Source organism: Citrobacter sp. Cpo015 (assembly GCF_030333035.1).
Taxonomy (GTDB): Bacteria; Pseudomonadota; Gammaproteobacteria; order Enterobacterales; family Enterobacteriaceae; genus Citrobacter; species Citrobacter portucalensis.
In genome coordinates this window covers 146,301-165,183 of sequence record NZ_JAOWGS010000024.1, presented here as the reverse complement: position 1 = coordinate 165,183, position 18,883 = coordinate 146,301, and the positions used below count along the sequence as shown (strand labels likewise).

General features: G+C 53.1%; 18 protein-coding genes and 1 tRNA gene. 14 read left to right on the top strand and 5 right to left on the bottom strand.

From position 1 onward, the window contains the following. Positions 1-8 precede the first annotated feature (8 nt). From gcvH to OGY67_RS08360, 3 genes are all read left to right on the top strand, one after another. The gene (gcvH, locus tag OGY67_RS08370; protein ID WP_003026965.1) at positions 9-398 is read left to right on the top strand and encodes a glycine cleavage system protein GcvH; all 390 of its coding nucleotides are present in this window, start codon (positions 9-11) and stop codon (positions 396-398) included. A 127-nt stretch (positions 399-525) separates the two neighbouring features. Then, positions 526-3,399: an aminomethyl-transferring glycine dehydrogenase gene (gene gcvP, locus OGY67_RS08365; RefSeq protein ID WP_079934161.1), complete on the top strand. Its 2,874-nt coding sequence runs from the start codon at positions 526-528 to the stop codon at positions 3,397-3,399. Between the two features lie 77 nt (positions 3,400-3,476). Next, complete coding sequence (locus OGY67_RS08360) at positions 3,477-4,220, top strand: SDR family oxidoreductase (RefSeq protein ID WP_048215587.1); 744 nt, start codon at positions 3,477-3,479, stop codon at positions 4,218-4,220. Between the two features lie 93 nt (positions 4,221-4,313). On the opposite strand, the gene bglA is transcribed toward OGY67_RS08360, so the two are convergent. Together bglA and OGY67_RS08350 are read right to left on the bottom strand one after the other, a co-directional pair. Next, complete coding sequence (gene bglA / locus OGY67_RS08355; protein WP_057067555.1) at positions 4,314-5,747, bottom strand: 6-phospho-beta-glucosidase BglA; 1,434 nt, start codon at positions 5,745-5,747, stop codon at positions 4,314-4,316. Between the two features lie 120 nt (positions 5,748-5,867). Next, positions 5,868-6,596 (bottom strand): MurR/RpiR family transcriptional regulator, encoded by a 729-nt coding sequence (locus OGY67_RS08350; protein ID WP_008785744.1) that lies wholly within the window; start codon positions 6,594-6,596, stop codon positions 5,868-5,870. Positions 6,597-6,648: 52 nt separating this feature from the next. Between OGY67_RS08350 and yqfB the strand changes: the two genes are divergently transcribed. Both yqfB and trhA read left to right on the top strand, forming a co-directional pair. Beyond that, positions 6,649-6,960 carry a N(4)-acetylcytidine aminohydrolase gene (gene yqfB / locus OGY67_RS08345; RefSeq protein ID WP_048225466.1) on the top strand — a complete coding sequence of 104 codons (312 nt, stop codon included), beginning with the start codon at positions 6,649-6,651 and terminating at the stop codon, positions 6,958-6,960. 163 nt (positions 6,961-7,123) lie between these two features. Next, entirely contained in the window at positions 7,124-7,786 is a 663-nt protein-coding gene (gene trhA, locus OGY67_RS08340) for a PAQR family membrane homeostasis protein TrhA (RefSeq protein ID WP_006686898.1), read from the top strand. 131 nt (positions 7,787-7,917) lie between these two features. Here trhA and ygfZ read toward each other — a convergent pair whose 3' ends face one another. Continuing rightward, complete coding sequence (gene ygfZ, locus OGY67_RS08335) at positions 7,918-8,901, bottom strand: tRNA-modifying protein YgfZ (protein ID WP_234692661.1); 984 nt, start codon at positions 8,899-8,901, stop codon at positions 7,918-7,920. 257 nt (positions 8,902-9,158) lie between these two features. On the opposite strand from ygfZ, the gene sdhE reads away from it, so the two are divergent. Next, positions 9,159-9,425: an FAD assembly factor SdhE gene (sdhE, locus tag OGY67_RS08330; RefSeq protein ID WP_003825514.1), complete on the top strand. Its 267-nt coding sequence runs from the start codon at positions 9,159-9,161 to the stop codon at positions 9,423-9,425. After that, entirely contained in the window at positions 9,406-9,813 is a 408-nt protein-coding gene (locus OGY67_RS08325) for a protein YgfX (protein WP_234692660.1), read from the top strand. Before sdhE ends, OGY67_RS08325 begins: the two co-directional genes overlap by 20 nt. 101 nt (positions 9,814-9,914) lie before the next feature. Here OGY67_RS08325 and fldB read toward each other — a convergent pair whose 3' ends face one another. After that, the gene (gene fldB, locus OGY67_RS08320; protein ID WP_003026933.1) at positions 9,915-10,436 is read right to left on the bottom strand and encodes a flavodoxin FldB; all 522 of its coding nucleotides are present in this window, start codon (positions 10,434-10,436) and stop codon (positions 9,915-9,917) included. Between the two features lie 113 nt (positions 10,437-10,549). On the opposite strand from fldB, the gene xerD reads away from it, so the two are divergent. The 5 genes from xerD (at position 10,550) to lysS (ending at position 16,639) form a co-directional block, all read left to right on the top strand. After that, entirely contained in the window at positions 10,550-11,446 is an 897-nt protein-coding gene (gene xerD / locus OGY67_RS08315; RefSeq protein WP_286573857.1) for a site-specific tyrosine recombinase XerD, read from the top strand. Between the two features lie 23 nt (positions 11,447-11,469). Further along, on the top strand, positions 11,470-12,183 hold the full coding sequence (gene dsbC / locus OGY67_RS08310; protein ID WP_234692658.1) for a bifunctional protein-disulfide isomerase/oxidoreductase DsbC: 714 nt from the start codon (positions 11,470-11,472) through the stop codon (positions 12,181-12,183). 5 nt (positions 12,184-12,188) lie between these two features. After that, positions 12,189-13,922 carry a single-stranded-DNA-specific exonuclease RecJ gene (gene recJ / locus OGY67_RS08305; protein ID WP_234692657.1) on the top strand — a complete coding sequence of 578 codons (1,734 nt, stop codon included), beginning with the start codon at positions 12,189-12,191 and terminating at the stop codon, positions 13,920-13,922. A 91-nt stretch (positions 13,923-14,013) separates the two neighbouring features. After that, positions 14,014-15,112, top strand: a protein-coding gene (prfB, locus tag OGY67_RS08300; RefSeq protein ID WP_100194817.1) for a peptide chain release factor 2 whose coding sequence is annotated in 2 segments (ribosomal slippage) — positions 14,014-14,088 and positions 14,090-15,112 — 1,098 coding nt in all. Because the reading frame shifts where the segments join, the coding sequence is not laid out codon by codon here. 9 nt (positions 15,113-15,121) lie between these two features. Beyond that, positions 15,122-16,639 (top strand): lysine--tRNA ligase, encoded by a 1,518-nt coding sequence (gene lysS, locus OGY67_RS08295; RefSeq protein ID WP_003026911.1) that lies wholly within the window; start codon positions 15,122-15,124, stop codon positions 16,637-16,639. A 77-nt stretch (positions 16,640-16,716) separates the two neighbouring features. Here lysS and idi read toward each other — a convergent pair whose 3' ends face one another. Further along, positions 16,717-17,271: an isopentenyl-diphosphate Delta-isomerase gene (gene idi / locus OGY67_RS08290; RefSeq protein ID WP_048215592.1), complete on the bottom strand. Its 555-nt coding sequence runs from the start codon at positions 17,269-17,271 to the stop codon at positions 16,717-16,719. 166 nt (positions 17,272-17,437) lie between these two features. On the opposite strand from idi, the gene actS reads away from it, so the two are divergent. Continuing rightward, positions 17,438-18,196: an amidase activator ActS gene (gene actS / locus OGY67_RS08285; protein WP_020996306.1), complete on the top strand. Its 759-nt coding sequence runs from the start codon at positions 17,438-17,440 to the stop codon at positions 18,194-18,196. Between the two features lie 79 nt (positions 18,197-18,275). Continuing rightward, positions 18,276-18,349 (top strand) — tRNA-Gly (locus tag OGY67_RS08280). The last annotated feature ends 534 nt before the right edge of the window (positions 18,350-18,883 follow it).

Below are 18,883 nucleotides of genomic sequence, written 5' to 3'. Positions count from 1 at the left end.
ATTGATTGATGAGCAACGTACCTGCAGAACTGAAATACAGCAAAGAACACGAATGGCTGCGCAAAGAAGCTGACGGCTCTTACACCGTTGGTATCACCGAACACGCTCAGGAGCTGTTAGGTGACATGGTTTTCGTTGACCTGCCAGAAGTTGGCGCCACCGTCAGCGCGGGCGATGATTGCGCCGTTGCGGAGTCCGTAAAAGCGGCATCCGATATCTATGCGCCAGTAGGCGGTGAGATTGTTGCGGTTAACGATGCGCTCAGCGACTCCCCGGAACTGGTCAACAGCGAACCGTATGCGGGCGGCTGGATTTTCAAAATCAAAGCCAGCGATGAAAGCGAAATTGAATCGCTGTTGGATGCCACTGCGTACGAGGCATTACTGGAAGACGAATAAGATTGTGCCGGATGGCACTGCGTTTATCCGGCCTACGGTTTTATGTAGGCCCGGTAAGCGTCAGCGCCACCGGGCAATTGAGTTAGAGACCATCACGATTCACTGCACGTTTCAGGAACCATCGCCCATGACACAGACGTTAAGCCAGCTTGAAAACAGCGGCGCTTTCATTGAACGCCACATCGGACCGGACGCCGCGCAGCAGCAAGAGATGCTGAATGCGGTTGGCGCCGAGTCGTTAAACGCGCTGATCGGCCAGATTGTGCCGAAAGACATTCAGCTCGCAACCCCGCCACAGGTGGGCGAGGCGGCAACCGAATACGCTGCGCTGGCTGAATTAAAAGCCATCGCCGGGCGTAACAAGCGCTTCACGTCCTACATTGGCATGGGCTACACCGCCGTGCAGTTGCCACCGGTTATTCTGCGTAACATGCTGGAAAACCCAGGCTGGTACACCGCATATACGCCGTATCAGCCGGAAGTCTCCCAGGGGCGTCTGGAAGCTCTGCTGAACTTCCAACAGGTCACACTGGACCTGACGGGCCTGGATATGGCTTCTGCTTCTCTGCTGGATGAAGCCACTGCGGCTGCTGAAGCCATGGCGATGGCCAAACGTGTCAGCAAACTGAAAAATGCCAACCGTTTCTTTGTGGCGGCTGATGTTCACCCGCAAACGCTGGACGTGGTTCGCACCCGTGCAGAGACCTTTGGCTTTGATGTTATTGTTGATGACGCGGCGAAAGCACTGGATCACCAGGATGTGTTTGGCGTGCTGTTGCAGCAGGTTGGCACCACCGGTGAAGTGCACGACTACAGCAAACTGATTGCCGAGCTGAAATCCCGTAAAGTTGTGGTCAGTGTCGCTGCCGACTTTATGGCGCTGGTACTGCTGACTGCACCGGGCAAACAGGGCGCGGATATTGTTTTCGGCTCTGCGCAACGCTTCGGCGTACCGATGGGTTACGGCGGCCCACACGCGGCATTCTTCGCCGCTAAAGACGAATTCAAACGCTCCATGCCAGGCCGTATTATCGGCGTATCGAAAGATGCGGCGGGCAATACCGCACTGCGCATGGCGATGCAGACTCGCGAGCAGCATATCCGCCGTGAGAAAGCGAACTCCAACATTTGTACCTCGCAGGTTCTGCTGGCCAACATCGCCAGCCTGTATGCCGTTTATCATGGTCCGGTTGGCCTGAAACGTATCGCTAATCGCATCCACCGCCTGACTGATATTCTGGCGGCCGGTCTGCAGCAGAAAGGGCTGAAGCTGCGCCATGCGCACTACTTCGACACTCTGTGTGTTGAAGTGGCCGACAAAGCGGCTGTTCTGGCGCGTGCCGAAGCGGCAGAAATCAACCTGCGTAGCGATATCCATAACGCGGTAGGTATTACGCTCGATGAAACCACCACCCGTGAAAACGTGGTGCAGTTGTTCAATGTTCTGCTGGGCGACAGCCACGGTTTGAATATCGATACGCTGGATAAAGATGTGGCGCTCGACAGCCGTTCCATTCAGGACAGCATGCTGCGTGACGATGCGATCCTCAGCCATCCGGTGTTTAATCGCTATCACAGTGAAACCGAGATGATGCGCTACATGCACTCGCTGGAGCGCAAAGATCTGGCGCTGAACCAGGCAATGATCCCGCTGGGTTCTTGCACCATGAAGCTGAACGCTGCCGCCGAGATGATCCCTATCACCTGGCCGGAATTCGCTGAACTTCACCCGTTCTGCCCGCCAGAGCAGGCAGAAGGTTATCACCAGATGATCGGCCAGCTTTCCGAGTGGTTGGTAAAACTGACCGGTTATGACGCCGTCTGCATGCAGCCGAACTCCGGCGCGCAGGGCGAATATGCGGGTCTGCTGGCGATTCGTCACTATCACGAAAGCCGTAACGAAGGCCACCGCGATATCTGTCTGATCCCGGCTTCTGCCCACGGCACTAACCCGGCATCCGCACAGATGGCGGGGATGCAGGTTGTGGTTGTCGCTTGTGATAAGAACGGCAACATCGACCTGGACGATCTGCGAGCAAAAGCAGAACAACATGCTGCGAATCTCTCCTGCATCATGGTGACCTATCCGTCTACTCACGGCGTGTATGAAGAAACGATCCGTGAAGTGTGCGACGTTGTACACCAGTTTGGCGGCCAGGTTTACCTCGATGGCGCGAACATGAACGCTCAGGTTGGGATCACCACGCCGGGCTTTATCGGCGCAGATGTTTCGCACCTCAACCTGCATAAAACATTCTGCATTCCGCACGGCGGCGGCGGCCCAGGTATGGGACCGATTGGCGTCAAATCACATCTGGCACCGTTCGTACCGGGTCACAGCGTAGTGCAGATTGAAGGAATGCTCACCCGTCAGGGCGCAGTTTCTGCGGCGCCGTTCGGTAGTGCATCCATTCTGCCAATCAGCTGGATGTACATCCGTATGATGGGTGCAGAAGGTCTGAAGCAGGCAAGCCAGGTGGCTATCCTTAACGCTAACTACATTGCCAGCCGTCTGAAAGATGCTTATCCGGTACTGTATACCGGCCGCGACGGTCGCGTGGCGCATGAATGCATTCTCGATATTCGCCCACTGAAAGAAGAGACCGGCATCAGCGAACTGGATATTGCCAAGCGTCTGATCGATTACGGTTTCCATGCGCCGACTATGTCATTCCCGGTCGCGGGTACCCTGATGGTTGAACCGACTGAATCTGAAAGCAAAGTGGAACTTGATCGCTTTATCAATGCGATGCTGGCAATCCGCGCTGAAATCGATCGCGTGAAAGCCGGTGAATGGTCACTGGAAGATAACCCGCTGGTTAACTCACCGCACACGCAAAACGAGCTGGTCGCGGAGTGGAATCACAGTTATAGCCGCGAAATCGCCGTCTTCCCGGCTGGTGTGGCGAACAAATACTGGCCGACCGTGAAACGCCTTGATGATGTTTACGGTGACCGTAACCTGTTCTGCTCCTGCGTGCCGATGAGCGAATATCAGTAACTTTTCCGCGCAGTAAAGCTTTTGTAGGCCGGGTAAGGCGAAGTCGCCTCCCGGCTTTTTCATATCTGGAGGTATCCATGGGAATCGCACTGGTTACTGGCGGCAGTCGCGGCATCGGGCGGGCAACCGCGCTGCAGTTAGCGCAAGAGGGTTACACGGTTGCGGTTAACTTTCATCACAATATCCGTGCAGCAACGGAGGTGGTGAATACCATTGCCGCTACCGGGGGAAAGGCGTTTGCTCTACGGGCTGATATCAGCGATGAAAGCCAGGTTGTGGCAATGTTTGAATCCATTGACCGCGAAGGTGAACCACTGTCTGCGTTAGTGAATAATGCCGGGATTTTGTTTGAACAGAGCACGGTGGAAAGCCTAACCGCCGAAAGAATTAACCGCGTGCTGGCGACCAATGTTACCGGCTATTTTTTGTGTTGTCGGGAAGCGGTAAAGCGCATGTCTTTCAAACACGGAGGGCAAGGCGGGGCGATTGTGAATGTCTCTTCGGCGGCATCGCGGCTTGGTGCGCCATTCGAATATGTTGATTACGCGGCCTCAAAAGGCGCTGTGGACACGCTCACCACCGGCCTTGCGCTGGAGGTTGCGGCGCAAGGGATCCGCGTAAACTGCGTGCGACCTGGTCTTATCTACACTGAAATGCACGCTTCAGGCGGCGAGCCGGGAAGGGTCGATCGCGTGAAATCGATGTTGCCTATGCAGCGCGGCGGACAACCGGAGGAGGTCGCGCAGGCGATTACCTGGCTGCTGAGCGAGAAGGCGTCGTACGTAACGGGCAGTTTTCTGGAACTGGCTGGCGGGAAGTAGGGTTTAATCGCCGGTTGGCGCTACGCTTATCCGGCCTACGGGAATTTAATCTGTAGGCTGGATAAGGCGTTTACGCCGCCATCCGGCAAAAAATCAAAGTTTCTCGCCGTTGCTGGCAATCACCGCTTTGTACCAGTTAAAACTTTTCTTGCGTGAACGCGACATATCGCCGGTGCCGTCGTCGTGTTTGTTCACGTAGATAAAGCCGTAGCGCTTGCTGTACTGACCGGTGGTGAACGAGACACAGTCGATGCAGCCCCACGGCGTGTAGCCCATCAGGTCTACGCCATCATAGGTTACCGCTTTCATCATCTCTTCAACGTGGGCGCGCAAATAGTCGATGCGATAGTCGTCGTTGATGCTGCCGTCTTCTTCCACTTTGTCGTAGGCACCAAATCCGTTTTCTACGATAAATAGCGGTTTCTGATAGCGCTCATACAGTTCGCATAAGGCGTAACGCAGACCGACCGGATCAATCTGCCAGCCCCAGTCGGACGCTTTTACGTGCGGGTTCGGTACGCTGCCCTCAAAACCAGAAATGGCATCGCCGCTGCCGCCTTCCGCTTTTACCGCGTTGGTCATGTAGTAACTGAATCCGAGATAGTCACAGGTGCCTTCACGCAGGATTTGCTCATCTCCAGCTTCCATTCGGATGTTGAATTCGCGGCGTTCCCACTCGTTCAGTACATATGATGGATAGTAGCCGCGCAGTTGAACGTCGGTGAAAACGTAGCGCTCACGCATCGATTCCTGCGCGAACATCACATCTTCAGGCTTACAGGAGAACGGGTACAGCGGCACCATCGCCAGCATGCAGCCGACTTTCATTTCCGGGTTGATGCGACGTGCGGCTTTCACTGCCAGAGCGCTGGCCACGAACTGGTGATGCAGCACCTGGTACATGGTTTCTTCCGGGTTTTCATGCTCGGTATACACCACGCCGGAGCAGCAATAACCAAACAGCGGTGCGCGCCAGTTGCGCTGGTTGTTGATCTCGTTAAAGGTCATCCAGTATTTGACCTTGTGCTTGTAGCGCTCAAAAACGACTTCAGCAAATCGGACAAAGAAATCGACGACTTTACGATTGGTCCAGCTGCCGTACTGTTGAACAAGGTGCAGCGGCATTTCAAAGTGGGAAAGGGTGATGACCGGTTCGATGTTGTACTTCAGCAGTTCATCGAACATGTCGTCGTAGAACTTTAGCCCTTCTTCATTCGGCTGGCTTTCATCCCCTTTGGGGAAGATACGGGTCCAGGCGATTGAGGTGCGGAAGCATTTGAAGCCCATCTCGGCAAACAGCTTAATGTCTTCTTTGTAATGACCGTAAAAATCGACGGCTTCGTGGTTGGGGTAGTACTTACCGGGCTCAACTTCCTGAGTGATTTCTCGCGGAACGCCGTGTGCCCCTCCGGTCAGTACATCGCAAATGCTGGGGCCTTTGCCACCTTTGTTCCAGCCGCCTTCAACCTGGTGCGCCGCAACCGCGCCGCCCCATAAAAAATCTTTTGGTAAGGTAAGTTTTTTCATCTGCGCTCAGTCTCAAATTAATACCATCTGATTTTGAGTCTAACAAAGGAAAGATAAATGTCACGATATAACAAAATAGCGCTAATGTGATTTGTTACATCCAAAAAACAGATTGTTTTTTTACGCTATTCTTTTCGCCAACTTGCGGCCGAGTGATTCCAGAATATAAATAACAGGGATCTGCGTGGTTATATCGTATACCCCGGCAATGCGCGTCTGTGGAACGTGCCAGGAGAGATTAAAGTCAGCCAATTTGGCCAGCCGCGAATGTTCATGACTGGTGACAGACAGAACCTTACAGTTATGCAGGCTGAACTGGCTGGCAAAGCGCAGGATCTCTTCTGTTTCACCGGAAACAGAAAGCACGATCGCCAGCGCGTTTCTGGCCATGTCATTCGTTACCGGGAAATAAGGGTCATCAATGTGATTACTGAATTTTCCAACGTTTGAGAAAAAACGTGCACCATATTTGGCTAAGGCTCCGGATGTTCCCGCCCCAACGAATATAATACGCTCGGAAGATAATATAATATCAACAGCCTGATCGAGCAGATTATCGAACTCATCGTTATTAACGCCTTTAAAGAAGCTGATAATTTCGCTGGCACCGAAATTAGCCTGTTGCGGTTCATTCTGCTCTAAATATAATTTGAAGCGCACGCGAAATTCTGAGTAACCTTCACACTTAAGCTTGCGGCAAAAGCGCAGTACGGTGGTAGTGGAAACACCCACGGCATCGGCCAGTTCGCGAATGGTCATGTACATGACTTTGTCACGGTTTTTGATGACATAGTTGTAGACCAGCATCTCAAGATTGTTGAGACTGGCGATGGCAGCGTGGGAGAACATACTCACAATGGCAAAACTCACTCATCAGACTTCATCTACAGGGAATAATAACATGCAGCCAAATGACATCACTTTTTTTCAGCGTTTCCAGGATGACATTCTGGCCGGACGCAAGACCATCACTATCCGTGACGAGTCTGAATCACACTTCAAAGCCGGGGACATTTTACGGGTTGGGCGCTTCGAAGATGACGGTTACTTCTGCACGATTGAGGTTGTTGGCACCTCAACCGTCACGCTGGATACGCTGACGGATAAACATGCCCAGCAGGAAAATATGACGCTTGAAGAACTTAAACATGTCATTGCCGAGATTTACCCGGATCAGACGCAATTTTATGTGATTGATTTTAAATGCCTTTGATTTTAATGGTACGCATGTTAGCTGAAATTTAAAAACTAACACCATGATTTTTAATGGTAAATATTTATCTGGTAATTATTTTAGCTAACAGGTGTTCACTGGAACCATTCTCAGTTACGCTAGAGGAGCAATCACGATAGGGTTCGTTTCTCGGGAGTAAGTTATGGTTCAGAAGCCATTAATCGCGCAGGGATATTCGCTGGCAGAGGAAATAGCCAACAGCATCAGTCACGGTATCGGGCTGGTGTTTGGGATTGTCGGACTGGTGTTGTTGCTGGTTCAGGCAGTGGATACCAATGCCAGCGCTATGGCGATTACCAGCTATAGCCTGTACGGCGGCAGCATGATCCTGCTGTTCCTCGCCTCAACCTTGTATCACGCGATCCCCCATCAGAGAGCGAAAGTCTGGCTGAAAAAGTTCGACCACTGTGCGATTTATCTGCTGATTGCCGGGACCTATACGCCATTTCTGCTGGTGGGGCTTGATTCGCCGCTGGCTCGTGGGTTGATGATTGTTATCTGGAGCCTGGCGCTGCTCGGTATTTTATTCAAACTGACCATCGCACACCGGTTTAAAATTCTGTCGCTGGTGACTTACCTGACAATGGGCTGGCTTTCGCTGATTGTGGTGTATCAACTGGCGGTGAAGTTGGCGGCGGGAGGCGTGACGTTGCTGGCTGTTGGCGGTGTGGTGTATTCGCTGGGCGTAATTTTCTACGTCTGTAAGCGTATTCCTTATAACCATGCGATCTGGCACGGTTTTGTGCTGGGCGGCAGCGTTTGCCACTTCCTGGCGATCTATCTGTACGTGGGGCAACACGCATAGATTCAGTGCAACCCCGGGGGCGGCGTAAACGCCTCGCCCGGGCTGTATTTTGTTGGCCGGACGAGGCAATGCCGCAATCCGGCGGCCTGTGCCGAATGGCCTAATGGCGCTGCGCTTATCAGGCCTACCAATTACTCTTCGTTTAACGAATATGGCAGCGGTACGATACGCAGCGTTTTTGCGTCGTCACGGACGCGGAACACGCTGTCGGCCTCCATGTCGTTATTCATCACAACCTGCACCAGTACCTGACCATCGGCCAGTTGTACTGCGGCAAGTACGGTACCAGTACGACGCCAGTTCTCGCCCATTTTTAATTCAAGGTCTTCGCCAGCTTCCGGTACTCGACCGGCGGCACCCGCCAAAGTCCACATGGCGCGTTTGTTGGCTCCGCGGAATTTTGCACGAGCCACCATTTCCTGACCGGTGTAGCAGCCTTTTTTAAAGCTGATCCCGCCCAGAGCCTGCAGATTGGTAGCCTGTGGAATAAACTGTGCACTGTTGGCTGTATCAATAACGGGGATACCCGCTTCGATATCCAGCGCCAGCCACTGCTGGCTGTTATTTAACTCTGCTTCGCCACGCAGCTTTTCAACCAAGGTTTCTGCTGTGGTGGCATCAACGATCAGCAGAAAACGTTCGGCAGGGTGTTCGAACCACAATACCGTGGAGGCACCTTCGGTAATGACCTGCTTATCACTGTTCGGTAATTCGCTGAAGATATTGGCCAGCGCTGCACGTGCCTGGAATCCCGCTACGCCCAGCAGGACGCGCTCGTCGTCTGGGGCGATCGCCACCTTCGAGAAGACCGCGTATTTTTTCAGCTCAGTGAGCTGCGCATCACGCAGGCTACGGCGCTCAAGCCATGCAAAACCGTCACCCTGGCGGAACAGACGCAGGTTGCTCCACATTTTACCTTTGGCGTCACAATGTGCAGCCAACAGGTGCTGATGCTCGGTCATCTGGCTGACATCCGCCGTGACCTGACCCTGAATATACTTCTCACTGTCGACACCGGTGATGGTGGCGAGCGCCCAGTCATCGAGCGTCATTAGCGTCAGAGGTAAACGCGTTGACGCAAAAGGCTGGCGAGGAGGAAAAGATGTAAAAGCCATAATAATGTCCTGATTTGCTTAACGCAGTGATGATGACTAATGGTAAAAGAGCTATGGCCCATTGCAAGCGGTTTAAACAGGCTATTTGTGCCATATATTGCGCTTTGCGAGGAGACATCCAAAATTGGTGAATCCTTTGGCTTAATAAGGTTTTATTTAGCGAGCGAGCTTCAGTTTACTGATATTCCCGTAAAAAGAGCGGGAAAAACACGTTACAATAGCGGGATACTTCGTTTTCGCGAGACAGGGAGAAGAACATGGATATTAACAACAAAGCACGTATTCATTGGGCATGCCGCCGCGGTATGCGCGAGCTGGACATCTCGATCATGCCGTTTTTTGAACATGAATATGACAGCTTAAGTGACGAAGAAAAACGTATCTTTATCCGTCTGCTAGAATGTGATGATCCAGATTTATTTAACTGGTTGATGAATCATGGGAAACCAGCTGATGAGCAGCTGGAACAGATGGTGCGACTTATCCAGACACGGAATCGGGAACGTGGTCCAGTGGCAATCTGATTTACGCGTATCATGGCGCGCGCAGTGGCTTTCACTGCTAATTCATGGGCTGGTCGCGGTGTTTATTTTATTGATGCCCTGGCCATTGAGCTACACCCCATTATGGCTGGTTTTACTCTCTCTGGTAGTGTTCGATAGCGTTCGCAGTCAGCGTCGAATCAACGCCTGTCAGGGTGAGATTCGGCTATTGATGGATGGCCGTCTGCGCTGGCAAGGGCAAGAGTGGTCTATCGTTAACGCCCCCTGGATGGTTAAAACAGGCATGATGCTGCGTTTGCGATCTGATGCCGGAAAACGTCAACATTTGTGGCTGGCAGTAGACAGTATGGATGATGCAGAGTGGCGGGATTTACGGCGGTTGATGCTGCAAAAGGCGAAGCAAGGGTAACGCATGACACATGCCTGATGGCGCGCAGCTTGAAGGCCTACAGTTAGGTGCGTCATGCAGGCCGGATAACGCATTTACGCCGTCATCCGGCAAATCGGTTATCAGGACCAGTGCTCGGCCATTTCCCCAAGAATTTGCTCGCACCAGGCCTGAATGCGTTCATCGCTGAGATCGTACTGGTTTGTCTCATCCAGCGCCAGGCCAACAAACAGTTGTCCATCAGCAATGACGGGTTTATCGCTGGTGAATTCGTAGCCTTCGGTGGGCCAGTAGCCGACAAACTTTACACCTTTGGTGATCAGTTTATCGTGCAGCATACCCAACGCATCCAGGAACCATTCGCCGTATCCCAACTGATCGCCCATACCGTAAAGTGCGACAATCTTGCCTTCCAGGTTGAGGTCGTCCAGTTGCTCCCAGACCGCTTCCCAGTCCTCCTGAATTTCACCGAAATCCCAGGTTGGGATGCCCAAAATGAGCACGTCATATTGCTCCATTAGGGTCGGGGAATCGTCTTTGAGGTTGTGCAGTGTCACCAGTTCGGGACCCAGGATATCGCGGATTTTTTCTGCTGCCATTTCGGTGTAGCAGGTGCTGGAACCGTAAAAAAGACCCATGTTCATGACGTAAACATCTCAATTCTGCTGTAGCGTTGCGGGTAGTGTAACAGAATCGCCGCATTCACGGCACAATGAGGCATAATGCATCAAAAATGAGAGTGGAATAAGGGGCGCGAGTGGAACAGGATCTGGCGCGCATCGAGCAGTTTCTTGATGCCCTGTGGCTGGAACGAAATCTGGCGGAAAACACATTAAGTGCGTATCGTCGCGATCTGATCATGCTTGTGGAATGGTTACATCACCGCGGCGCTTCGCTTGCGACCGCGCAAAGTGATGATCTGCAAGCCTTGCTGGCTGAGCGGATGGATGGAGGGTATAAAGCCACCAGTTCCGCACGTTTGCTCAGTGCGACGCGACGTTTTTTTCAGCATCTGTACCGCGAAAAATATCGCGAAGATGACCCCAGCGCCTCGCTTGCATCACCTAAACTTCCGCAGCGCCTGCCTAAAGATCTCAGCGAAGCGCAGGTTGAGCGGCTGCTACAAGCGCCGCTTATTGAGCAACCGCTGGAGCTACGCGACAAAGCCATGCTGGAAGTGCTGTATGCAACAGGCCTGCGCGTGTCTGAACTGGTAGGACTGACGATGAGTGACGTCAGCCTGCGTCAGGGTGTGGTACGGGTGATCGGTAAAGGTAACAAAGAGCGCCTTGTCCCGTTGGGTGAGGAGGCAGTGTACTGGCTGGAAACGTATCTGGAGCACGGGCGTCCATGGTTGCTCAACGGCGTATCGATTGATGTGCTGTTTCCTAGTCAGCGGGCGCAACAGATGACCCGTCAGACCTTCTGGCATCGTATCAAACACTATGCTGTGTTGGCGGGAATCGACAGCGAAAAGCTGTCACCGCACGTCCTGCGGCACGCGTTTGCCACGCATCTGCTCAACCATGGCGCAGACCTGCGCGTGGTGCAGATGCTACTGGGGCATAGCGATCTCTCGACAACGCAAATTTATACTCATGTCGCAACGGAGCGCTTGCGGCAACTACATCAACAGCATCACCCGCGAGCGTGAGTGCTGACAGGATAGGATAGGCTATGAAAAAAAGTTTTATGATGTTCACCCTGCTGGCGACGGCGTTTTCCGGCATGGTACATGCAGACGACGCGGCAATTCGTCAGTCATTAGCAAAGCTGGGTGTGCAGAGCACCGAGATTCAACCTGCTCCGGTTGCGGGCATGAAAACCGTACTGACCAATAGCGGCGTGCTGTACGTTACCGAAGACGGTAAACATATTATCCAGGGACCGATGTACGACGTGAGCGGCGCAAGTCCGGTGAATGTCACCAACCAACTGCTGATGAAGCATCTGAACGCGCTGGAAAAAGAGATGATCATCTACAAAGCGCCGCAGGAAAAACACGTCATTACCGTTTTCACCGACATCACTTGTGGTTACTGCCACAAGCTGCATGAAGAGATGAAAGATTACAATGCGTTGGGGATCACCGTACGTTATCTGGCCTTCCCACGTCAGGGGCTGGACAGTCAGGCTGAGCAGGACATGAAGTCTATCTGGTGTGCTAAGGACAAAAACAAAGCCTTTGACGACGCGATGACTGGCAAGGGCGTGAAAGCGGCGACCTGTGATGTGGATATCGCTAACCACTATGCGCTGGGCGTACAGTTTGGCGTCAGCGGTACACCGGCGATTGTGCTGAGCAATGGCTATGTCGTACCTGGTTATCAGGGCCCGAAAGAGATGAAAGAATTCCTCGACGCACATGCAAAACAGACCAGCGGTAAATAATTCGCGTGAAACAACAGATACAACTTCGTCGGCGTGAGGCCGACGAGACAGCCGAGTTACCTGCCGACTTGCCGCCACTGCTGCGCCGTTTATACGCCAGTCGCGGCGTGCGCAGCGCGCAGGAGCTTGAGCGTAGCGTCAAAGGAATGCTGCCGTGGCAGCATTTAAACGGTGTCGAAAAGGCGGTTGAGATCCTCTACAACGCCTTTCGTGCGGGAACTCGCATCATCGTTGTTGGCGATTTCGATGCCGATGGCGCGACCAGCACGGCGCTAAGCATCCTGGCGATGCGCGCGTTGGGCTGCAGTAACGTTGACTACCTGGTGCCAAATCGTTTTGAGGACGGTTATGGTTTAAGCCCGGAAGTCGTTGATCAGGCCCATGCCCGTGGTGCTCAGCTGATTGTCACCGTAGACAACGGCATCTCGTCTCACGCGGGTGTCGAACATGCCAGAACGTTGGGGATCCCGGTCGTTGTAACCGATCACCACCTGCCAGGGGATACGCTGCCGGGCGCAGAGGCGATTATCAATCCTAACCTGCACGACTGTGAGTTCCCGTCGAAATCGCTGGCAGGCGTTGGTGTAGCCTTCTATCTGATGCTGGCGCTGCGCACTTTCCTGCGTGACAAAGGCTGGTTTGATGAGCGAGGCATTGCACCGCCGAACCTGGCGGATTTGCTCGATCTGGTTGCGCTTGGCACGGTGGCGGACGTGGTACCGCTGGATGCCAATAACCGCATTCTGACGTGGCAAGGCTTATGCCGTATCCGTGCTGGAAAATGCCGCCCTGGTATTAAAGCGCTGCTGGAGATTTCCAATCGCGACCCCCTAAAGCTGGCAGCCAGTGATTTAGGTTTTGCCCTCGGGCCACGGCTGAATGCGGCGGGGCGTCTGGACGATATGTCCGTTGGCGTAGCGCTGTTGCTGTGCGACAACATTGGTGAAGCGCGCGTGCTGGCCAATGAGCTGGACGCACTCAACCAGACGCGCAAAGAGATTGAGCAGGGTATGCAGGCCGAAGCGCTGACCCTGTGTGAAAAGCTGGAACGCAGTAGCGATACGCTTCCGGGCGGCCTGGCAATGTATCATCCCGAGTGGCATCAGGGCGTTGTGGGGATTCTGGCATCGCGCATTAAAGAGCGATTCCATCGTCCGGTGATAGCGTTTGCCCCGGCAGGTGATGGTACTCTCAAAGGCTCCGGGCGTTCGATTCAGGGGCTGCACATGCGTGATGCGCTGGAGCGCCTGGACACCCTTCATCCGGGCATGATCATCAAGTTTGGCGGTCACGCCATGGCGGCGGGGTTATCGCTTGAAGAGGCGCAGTTTGAGCGTTTCCAGCAGCGTTTTGGCGAACTGGTTACCGAGTGGCTGGATCCCGCCTTACTGCAAGGTGAAGTGGTGTCGGATGGCCCACTGAGCGCAGCGGAGATGACCATGGAGGTCGCACAAATGCTACGCGATGCCGGACCGTGGGGACAAATGTTCCCGGAACCGCTGTTTGACGGGCATTTCCGTTTGCTCCAGCAGCGTCTGGTCGGTGAGCGTCATCTGAAGGTGATGGTCGAGCCCGTAGGCGGTGGTCCGCTGCTGGACGGCATTGCGTTTAACGTCGATACCACCTGCTGGCCGGACAACGGCGTGCGCGAAGTTCAGCTTGCCTACAAACTGGATATTAACGAGTTTCGCGGCAACCGTAGTTTGCAGATTATAATCGACAATATCTGGCCACTTTAGCGTCACTAATCGCTATAAAAAAGGGCGTGGATTAGTTACAATCCCGCTCTTATCACCGCATTTTGACTAGTCCAATAAAAGAAATCAGACAATGTTTGAAATTAATCCGGTAAATAACCGCATTCAGGACCTCACGGAGCGCTCTGACGTTCTTAGGGGGTATCTTTGACTATGATGCCAAGAAAGAGCGTCTGGAAGAAGTAAACGCCGAGCTGGAACAGCCGGACGTATGGAACGAACCCGAACGCGCGCAGGCGCTGGGTAAAGAGCGTTCTTCTCTTGAAGCCATCGTTGATACGCTCGATCAGATGAGCCAGGGCCTGGAAGATGTCTCCGGCCTGCTGGAACTGGCTGTAGAAGCCGACGACGAAGAAACCTTTAACGAAGCCGTAGCAGAACTCGACACGCTGGAAGATAAGCTGGCCCAGCTGGAATTCCGTCGTATGTTCTCCGGTGAATATGACAGCGCAGATTGCTATCTCGATATTCAGGCAGGTTCTGGCGGTACGGAAGCGCAGGACTGGGCAAGCATGCTGATGCGCATGTATCTGCGTTGGGCTGAAGCGCGCGGCTTTAAGACTGAAATTATTGAAGAGTCTGAAGGTGAAGTGGCGGGTATTAAATCCGTAACCATCAGAATTGCTGGCGAATATGCGTACGGTTGGCTGCGTACTGAAACCGGCGTACACCGTCTGGTTCGTAAGAGTCCGTTCGACTCCGGCGGACGTCGCCATACGTCGTTCAGTTCTGCGTTTGTTTATCCGGAAGTTGATGATGATATTGATATCGATATCAACCCGGCGGATCTGCGTATTGACGTTTACCGTGCCTCCGGTGCGGGTGGTCAGCACGTTAACCGTACGGAATCTGCGGTGCGTATTACCCACATCCCGACTGGGATTGTGACGCAGTGTCAGAACGACCGTTCCCAGCACAAGAACAAAGACCAGGCCATGAAGCAGATGAAAGCGAAGCTTTATGAACTGGAAATGCAGAAGAAGAATGCCGAGAAACAGGCGATGGAAGACAACAAGTCAGATATCGGCTGGGGTAGCCAGATTCGTTCTTATGTCCTTGATGACTCCCGCATCAAAGATCTGCGTACCGGGGTTGAAACCCGTAACACGCAGGCGGTGCTGGATGGCAGCCTGGATCAATTTATCGAAGCAAGTTTGAAAGCAGGGTTATGAGGAACCAACATGTCTGAACAACACGTACAGGGCGCTGACGCGGTAGCCGACCTTAACAATGAACTGAAAACGCGCCGTGAGAAGCTGGCGAGCCTGCGTGAGCAGGGGATCCCGTTCCCGAACGATTTCCGTCGCGATCATACCTCAGACCAACTGCATGCTGACTTCGACGCGAAAGAAAACGAAGAGCTGGAAGCGCTGAACATTGAGGTATCCGTTGCTGGCCGTATGATGACCCGTCGTATTATGGGTAAAGCATCATTCGTTACGCTGCAGGACGTTGGCGGCCGTATTCAGCTGTACGTAGCTCGCGATGACCTGCCGGAAGGCGTCTACAACGAGCAGTTCAAAAAATGGGATCTGGGCGATATCCTCGGCGCGAAAGGTAAGTTGTTCAAGACCAAGACCGGTGAGTTGTCTATTCACTGCACCGAACTGCGTCTGCTGACCAAAGCGCTGCGCCCGCTGCCGGACAAATTCCACGGTCTGCAGGATCAGGAAGCGCGCTATCGTCAACGTTACCTGGATCTCATCTCTAACGATGAATCCCGCAATACCTTTAAAGTGCGTTCACAGATTATGGCTGGCATCCGTCAGTTCATGGTTGCTCGTGGCTTTATGGAAGTAGAAACCCCGATGATGCAGGTGATCCCTGGCGGTGCGGCAGCGCGTCCGTTTATCACTCATCATAACGCGCTGGATCTGGACATGTACCTGCGTATCGCGCCGGAACTGTACCTCAAGCGTCTGGTGGTTGGCGGCTTCGAACGCGTATTCGAAATTAACCGTAACTTCCGTAACGAAGGCATCTCTGTTCGCCATAACCCAGAGTTCACCATGATGGAACTCTACATGGCTTATGCGGACTACAAAGATCTGATCGAACTGACCGAATCGCTGTTCCGTACGCTGGCGCAGAACGTTCTGGGAACGACTGAAGTGCCTTACGGTGAAGAAGTCTTCGACTTCGGTAAGCCGTTCGAAAAACTGACCATGCGCGAAGCGATTCAGAAATACCGTCCGGAAACTAACATGGCCGATCTGGATAACTTCGACTCTGCAAAAGCGATTGCTGAATCTATCGGCATCAAAGTTGAGAAGAGCTGGGGTCTGGGCCGTATTGTGACCGAGATCTTTGAAGAAGTTGCGGAAGCGCACCTGATTCAACCGACCTTCATTACCGAGTACCCGGCAGAAGTTTCTCCGCTGGCGCGTCGTAATGACGAAAACCCGGAAATCACTGACCGCTTCGAATTCTTCATCGGCGGGCGTGAAATCGGTAACGGTTTCAGCGAGCTGAACGATGCGGAAGATCAGGCGCAGCGTTTCCAGGATCAGGTTAACGCTAAAGATGCGGGTGATGACGAAGCAATGTTCTATGACGAAGACTACGTTACCGCTCTGGAACACGGTCTGCCGCCGACTGCGGGTCTGGGCATTGGTATCGACCGTATGGTTATGCTGTTCACCAACAGCCACACTATCCGCGACGTGATCCTGTTCCCGGCGATGCGCCCGGTTAAGTAAGATGTGAAATGCCGGATGGCGGCTGACGCCTTATCCGGCCTACGATTCGTTATGTAGGCCAGATAAGCGTAGCGCCATCAGGCAATAATTTGTTGGCAGTAATTCCGCAACAGCGCACGCGCTTCTTTGTCTGCAACCTGCATTACCATCCACGGGCTAAAAGCCCACGGCGTCGCGTCAATCCCGCTTAAGACATCCTCAAGACTGCTCCACTGGCAATCCATCACTTCATCTGGGTTTAGCTGTAGCGGACTCACGATATGTGCGGCATAAACCGGGCACACTTCGTTTTCCACAATTCCACTCGGGTCTGTAGCGCGATAACGAAAGTCAGCATACACGGGGCTGAGCGAGTCGATGTCTGCACCCAGTTCGAAGCGAGCCCGGCGGACAATAGCGGCTTCGTGGGTTTCACCCAACTGCGGGTGACCACAGACAGAGTTGGTCCAGACGCCAGGCCAGGCTTTTTTGTGCAGCGAGCGGCGGGTGACCAGCAGTTGGCCCAGCTCGTTAAATATCCAGCACGAGAAAGCGGAATGCAGGGGGGTTGTGGCGGTATGCGCCGCATATTTTTCCAGCGTTCCGCAGGGTTGGTCCTGCTCATTCAATAAAATGACATGTTCCTGTCGCATAGCGTCCACCATCAATCTTAAGCATCCATATTATATGCTTAATTAAGTCAGATTGATTAACAGAGGGTGTGAAATGCCAGGGCCGACGGTTCGTTGCGCGATATGATTTGGCATCCGGTTTCTGGCTGCTATGATAAAGCGTCTGAAAATGTTGCGAGGTATTGTTTTGAGTGCAGGACGCCTGAAGAAAAATGGCCTGGGTATCGTGATGTTGCTGTGCGTCGGTCTGCTGTTAGCAGGGTGTTCCGGGAGCAAGTCGTCTGATACAGGAAGTTATTCCGGCTCCGTGTATACCGTGAAGCGGGGGGATACGCTATACCGTATTTCGCGCGCTACCGGGACCAGCGTGAAAGAGATCGCCCGCCTGAATAATATTTCACCGCCCTATACCATTGAAGTAGGGCAAAAACTGAAGGTCAGCGGTGGCGCGAAAACCAGTTCTAACTCTGGCAAAACAACCAAGAAATCCTCAACCAAAACGGCAGCTGTCAGACCGTCTTCGTCCGTACCGCAGTCTTCCTGGCCTCCGGTAGGGCAACGTTGCTGGCTGTGGCCTGCCAGCGGTAAGGTGATCCTGCCTTATTCAACCGCGGACGGCGGCAACAAGGGCATTGATATCTCGGCTGCGCGCGGTACACCGATTTATGCCGCCGGCGCCGGGAAGGTGGTTTACGTCGGTAATCAGCTACGGGGCTATGGTAATCTCATCATGATTAAGCACAGTGAGGACTACATCACTGCGTATGCGCATAATGACACCATGCTGGTGAACAACGGTCAAAACGTGAAGGCCGGGCAGAAAATCGCGACGATGGGCAGCTCGGATGCGACTACGGTGCGGCTGCATTTCCAAATCCGCTACCGGGCGACGGCTATCGATCCGCTGCGTTATTTGCCGCCGCAGGGCAGTAAGCCAAAATGCTGACGGTGATTTAATCGCCAGTCAGTCGGTTAGTCCCTTGCCAAGAAGAGCGTAAGGTTTATAATCCCTTACGCACTTCGATGCGGGCGTAGTTCAATGGTAGAACGAGAGCTTCCCAAGCTCTATACGAGGGTTCGATTCCCTTCGCCCGCTCCAGATCTCTCCCCTTGTGGCAAAACTTCGATAAAACTCGTTTGCTTTCAACAACTTACTTAACATAAGTTGTCGTGATCGTTCTACCAATGAACGACGATTTACCAACACAAGGTACACTGTTAGTTGTCACGGATAGTTACTATGGAAATGAGAGTATAACTATTCGGCGGCGGCAGTTCCAACCTCACACCGCGATAGCACAACGTGAAGGCAAAGCCTGATCCGGGCATTGATTCTCATAACCTTACAGTGAAGCGCATTTTTGCCGATGCTCCCACATGCCACACGTCGAGATGACGTTGCAGGGAATAAACAGGTTTATGGTGGTGTTCGTACCTGCACACGAAATGCAGGCTCTGCCAGCGGTTCGGCCTCGCTCCTTCGGGTACATGGTCATCCTGATAAACTTCACTGTCTGACATACCCTGATGTTGTCGCCTAACGGCTCCGCGCGTTGTCTTACCACCAACGGGCTTATTGGCTGCTATTCCCTTAATTTAAGTATGGTACTATGTAGGGAAAATCTTAAAAGAA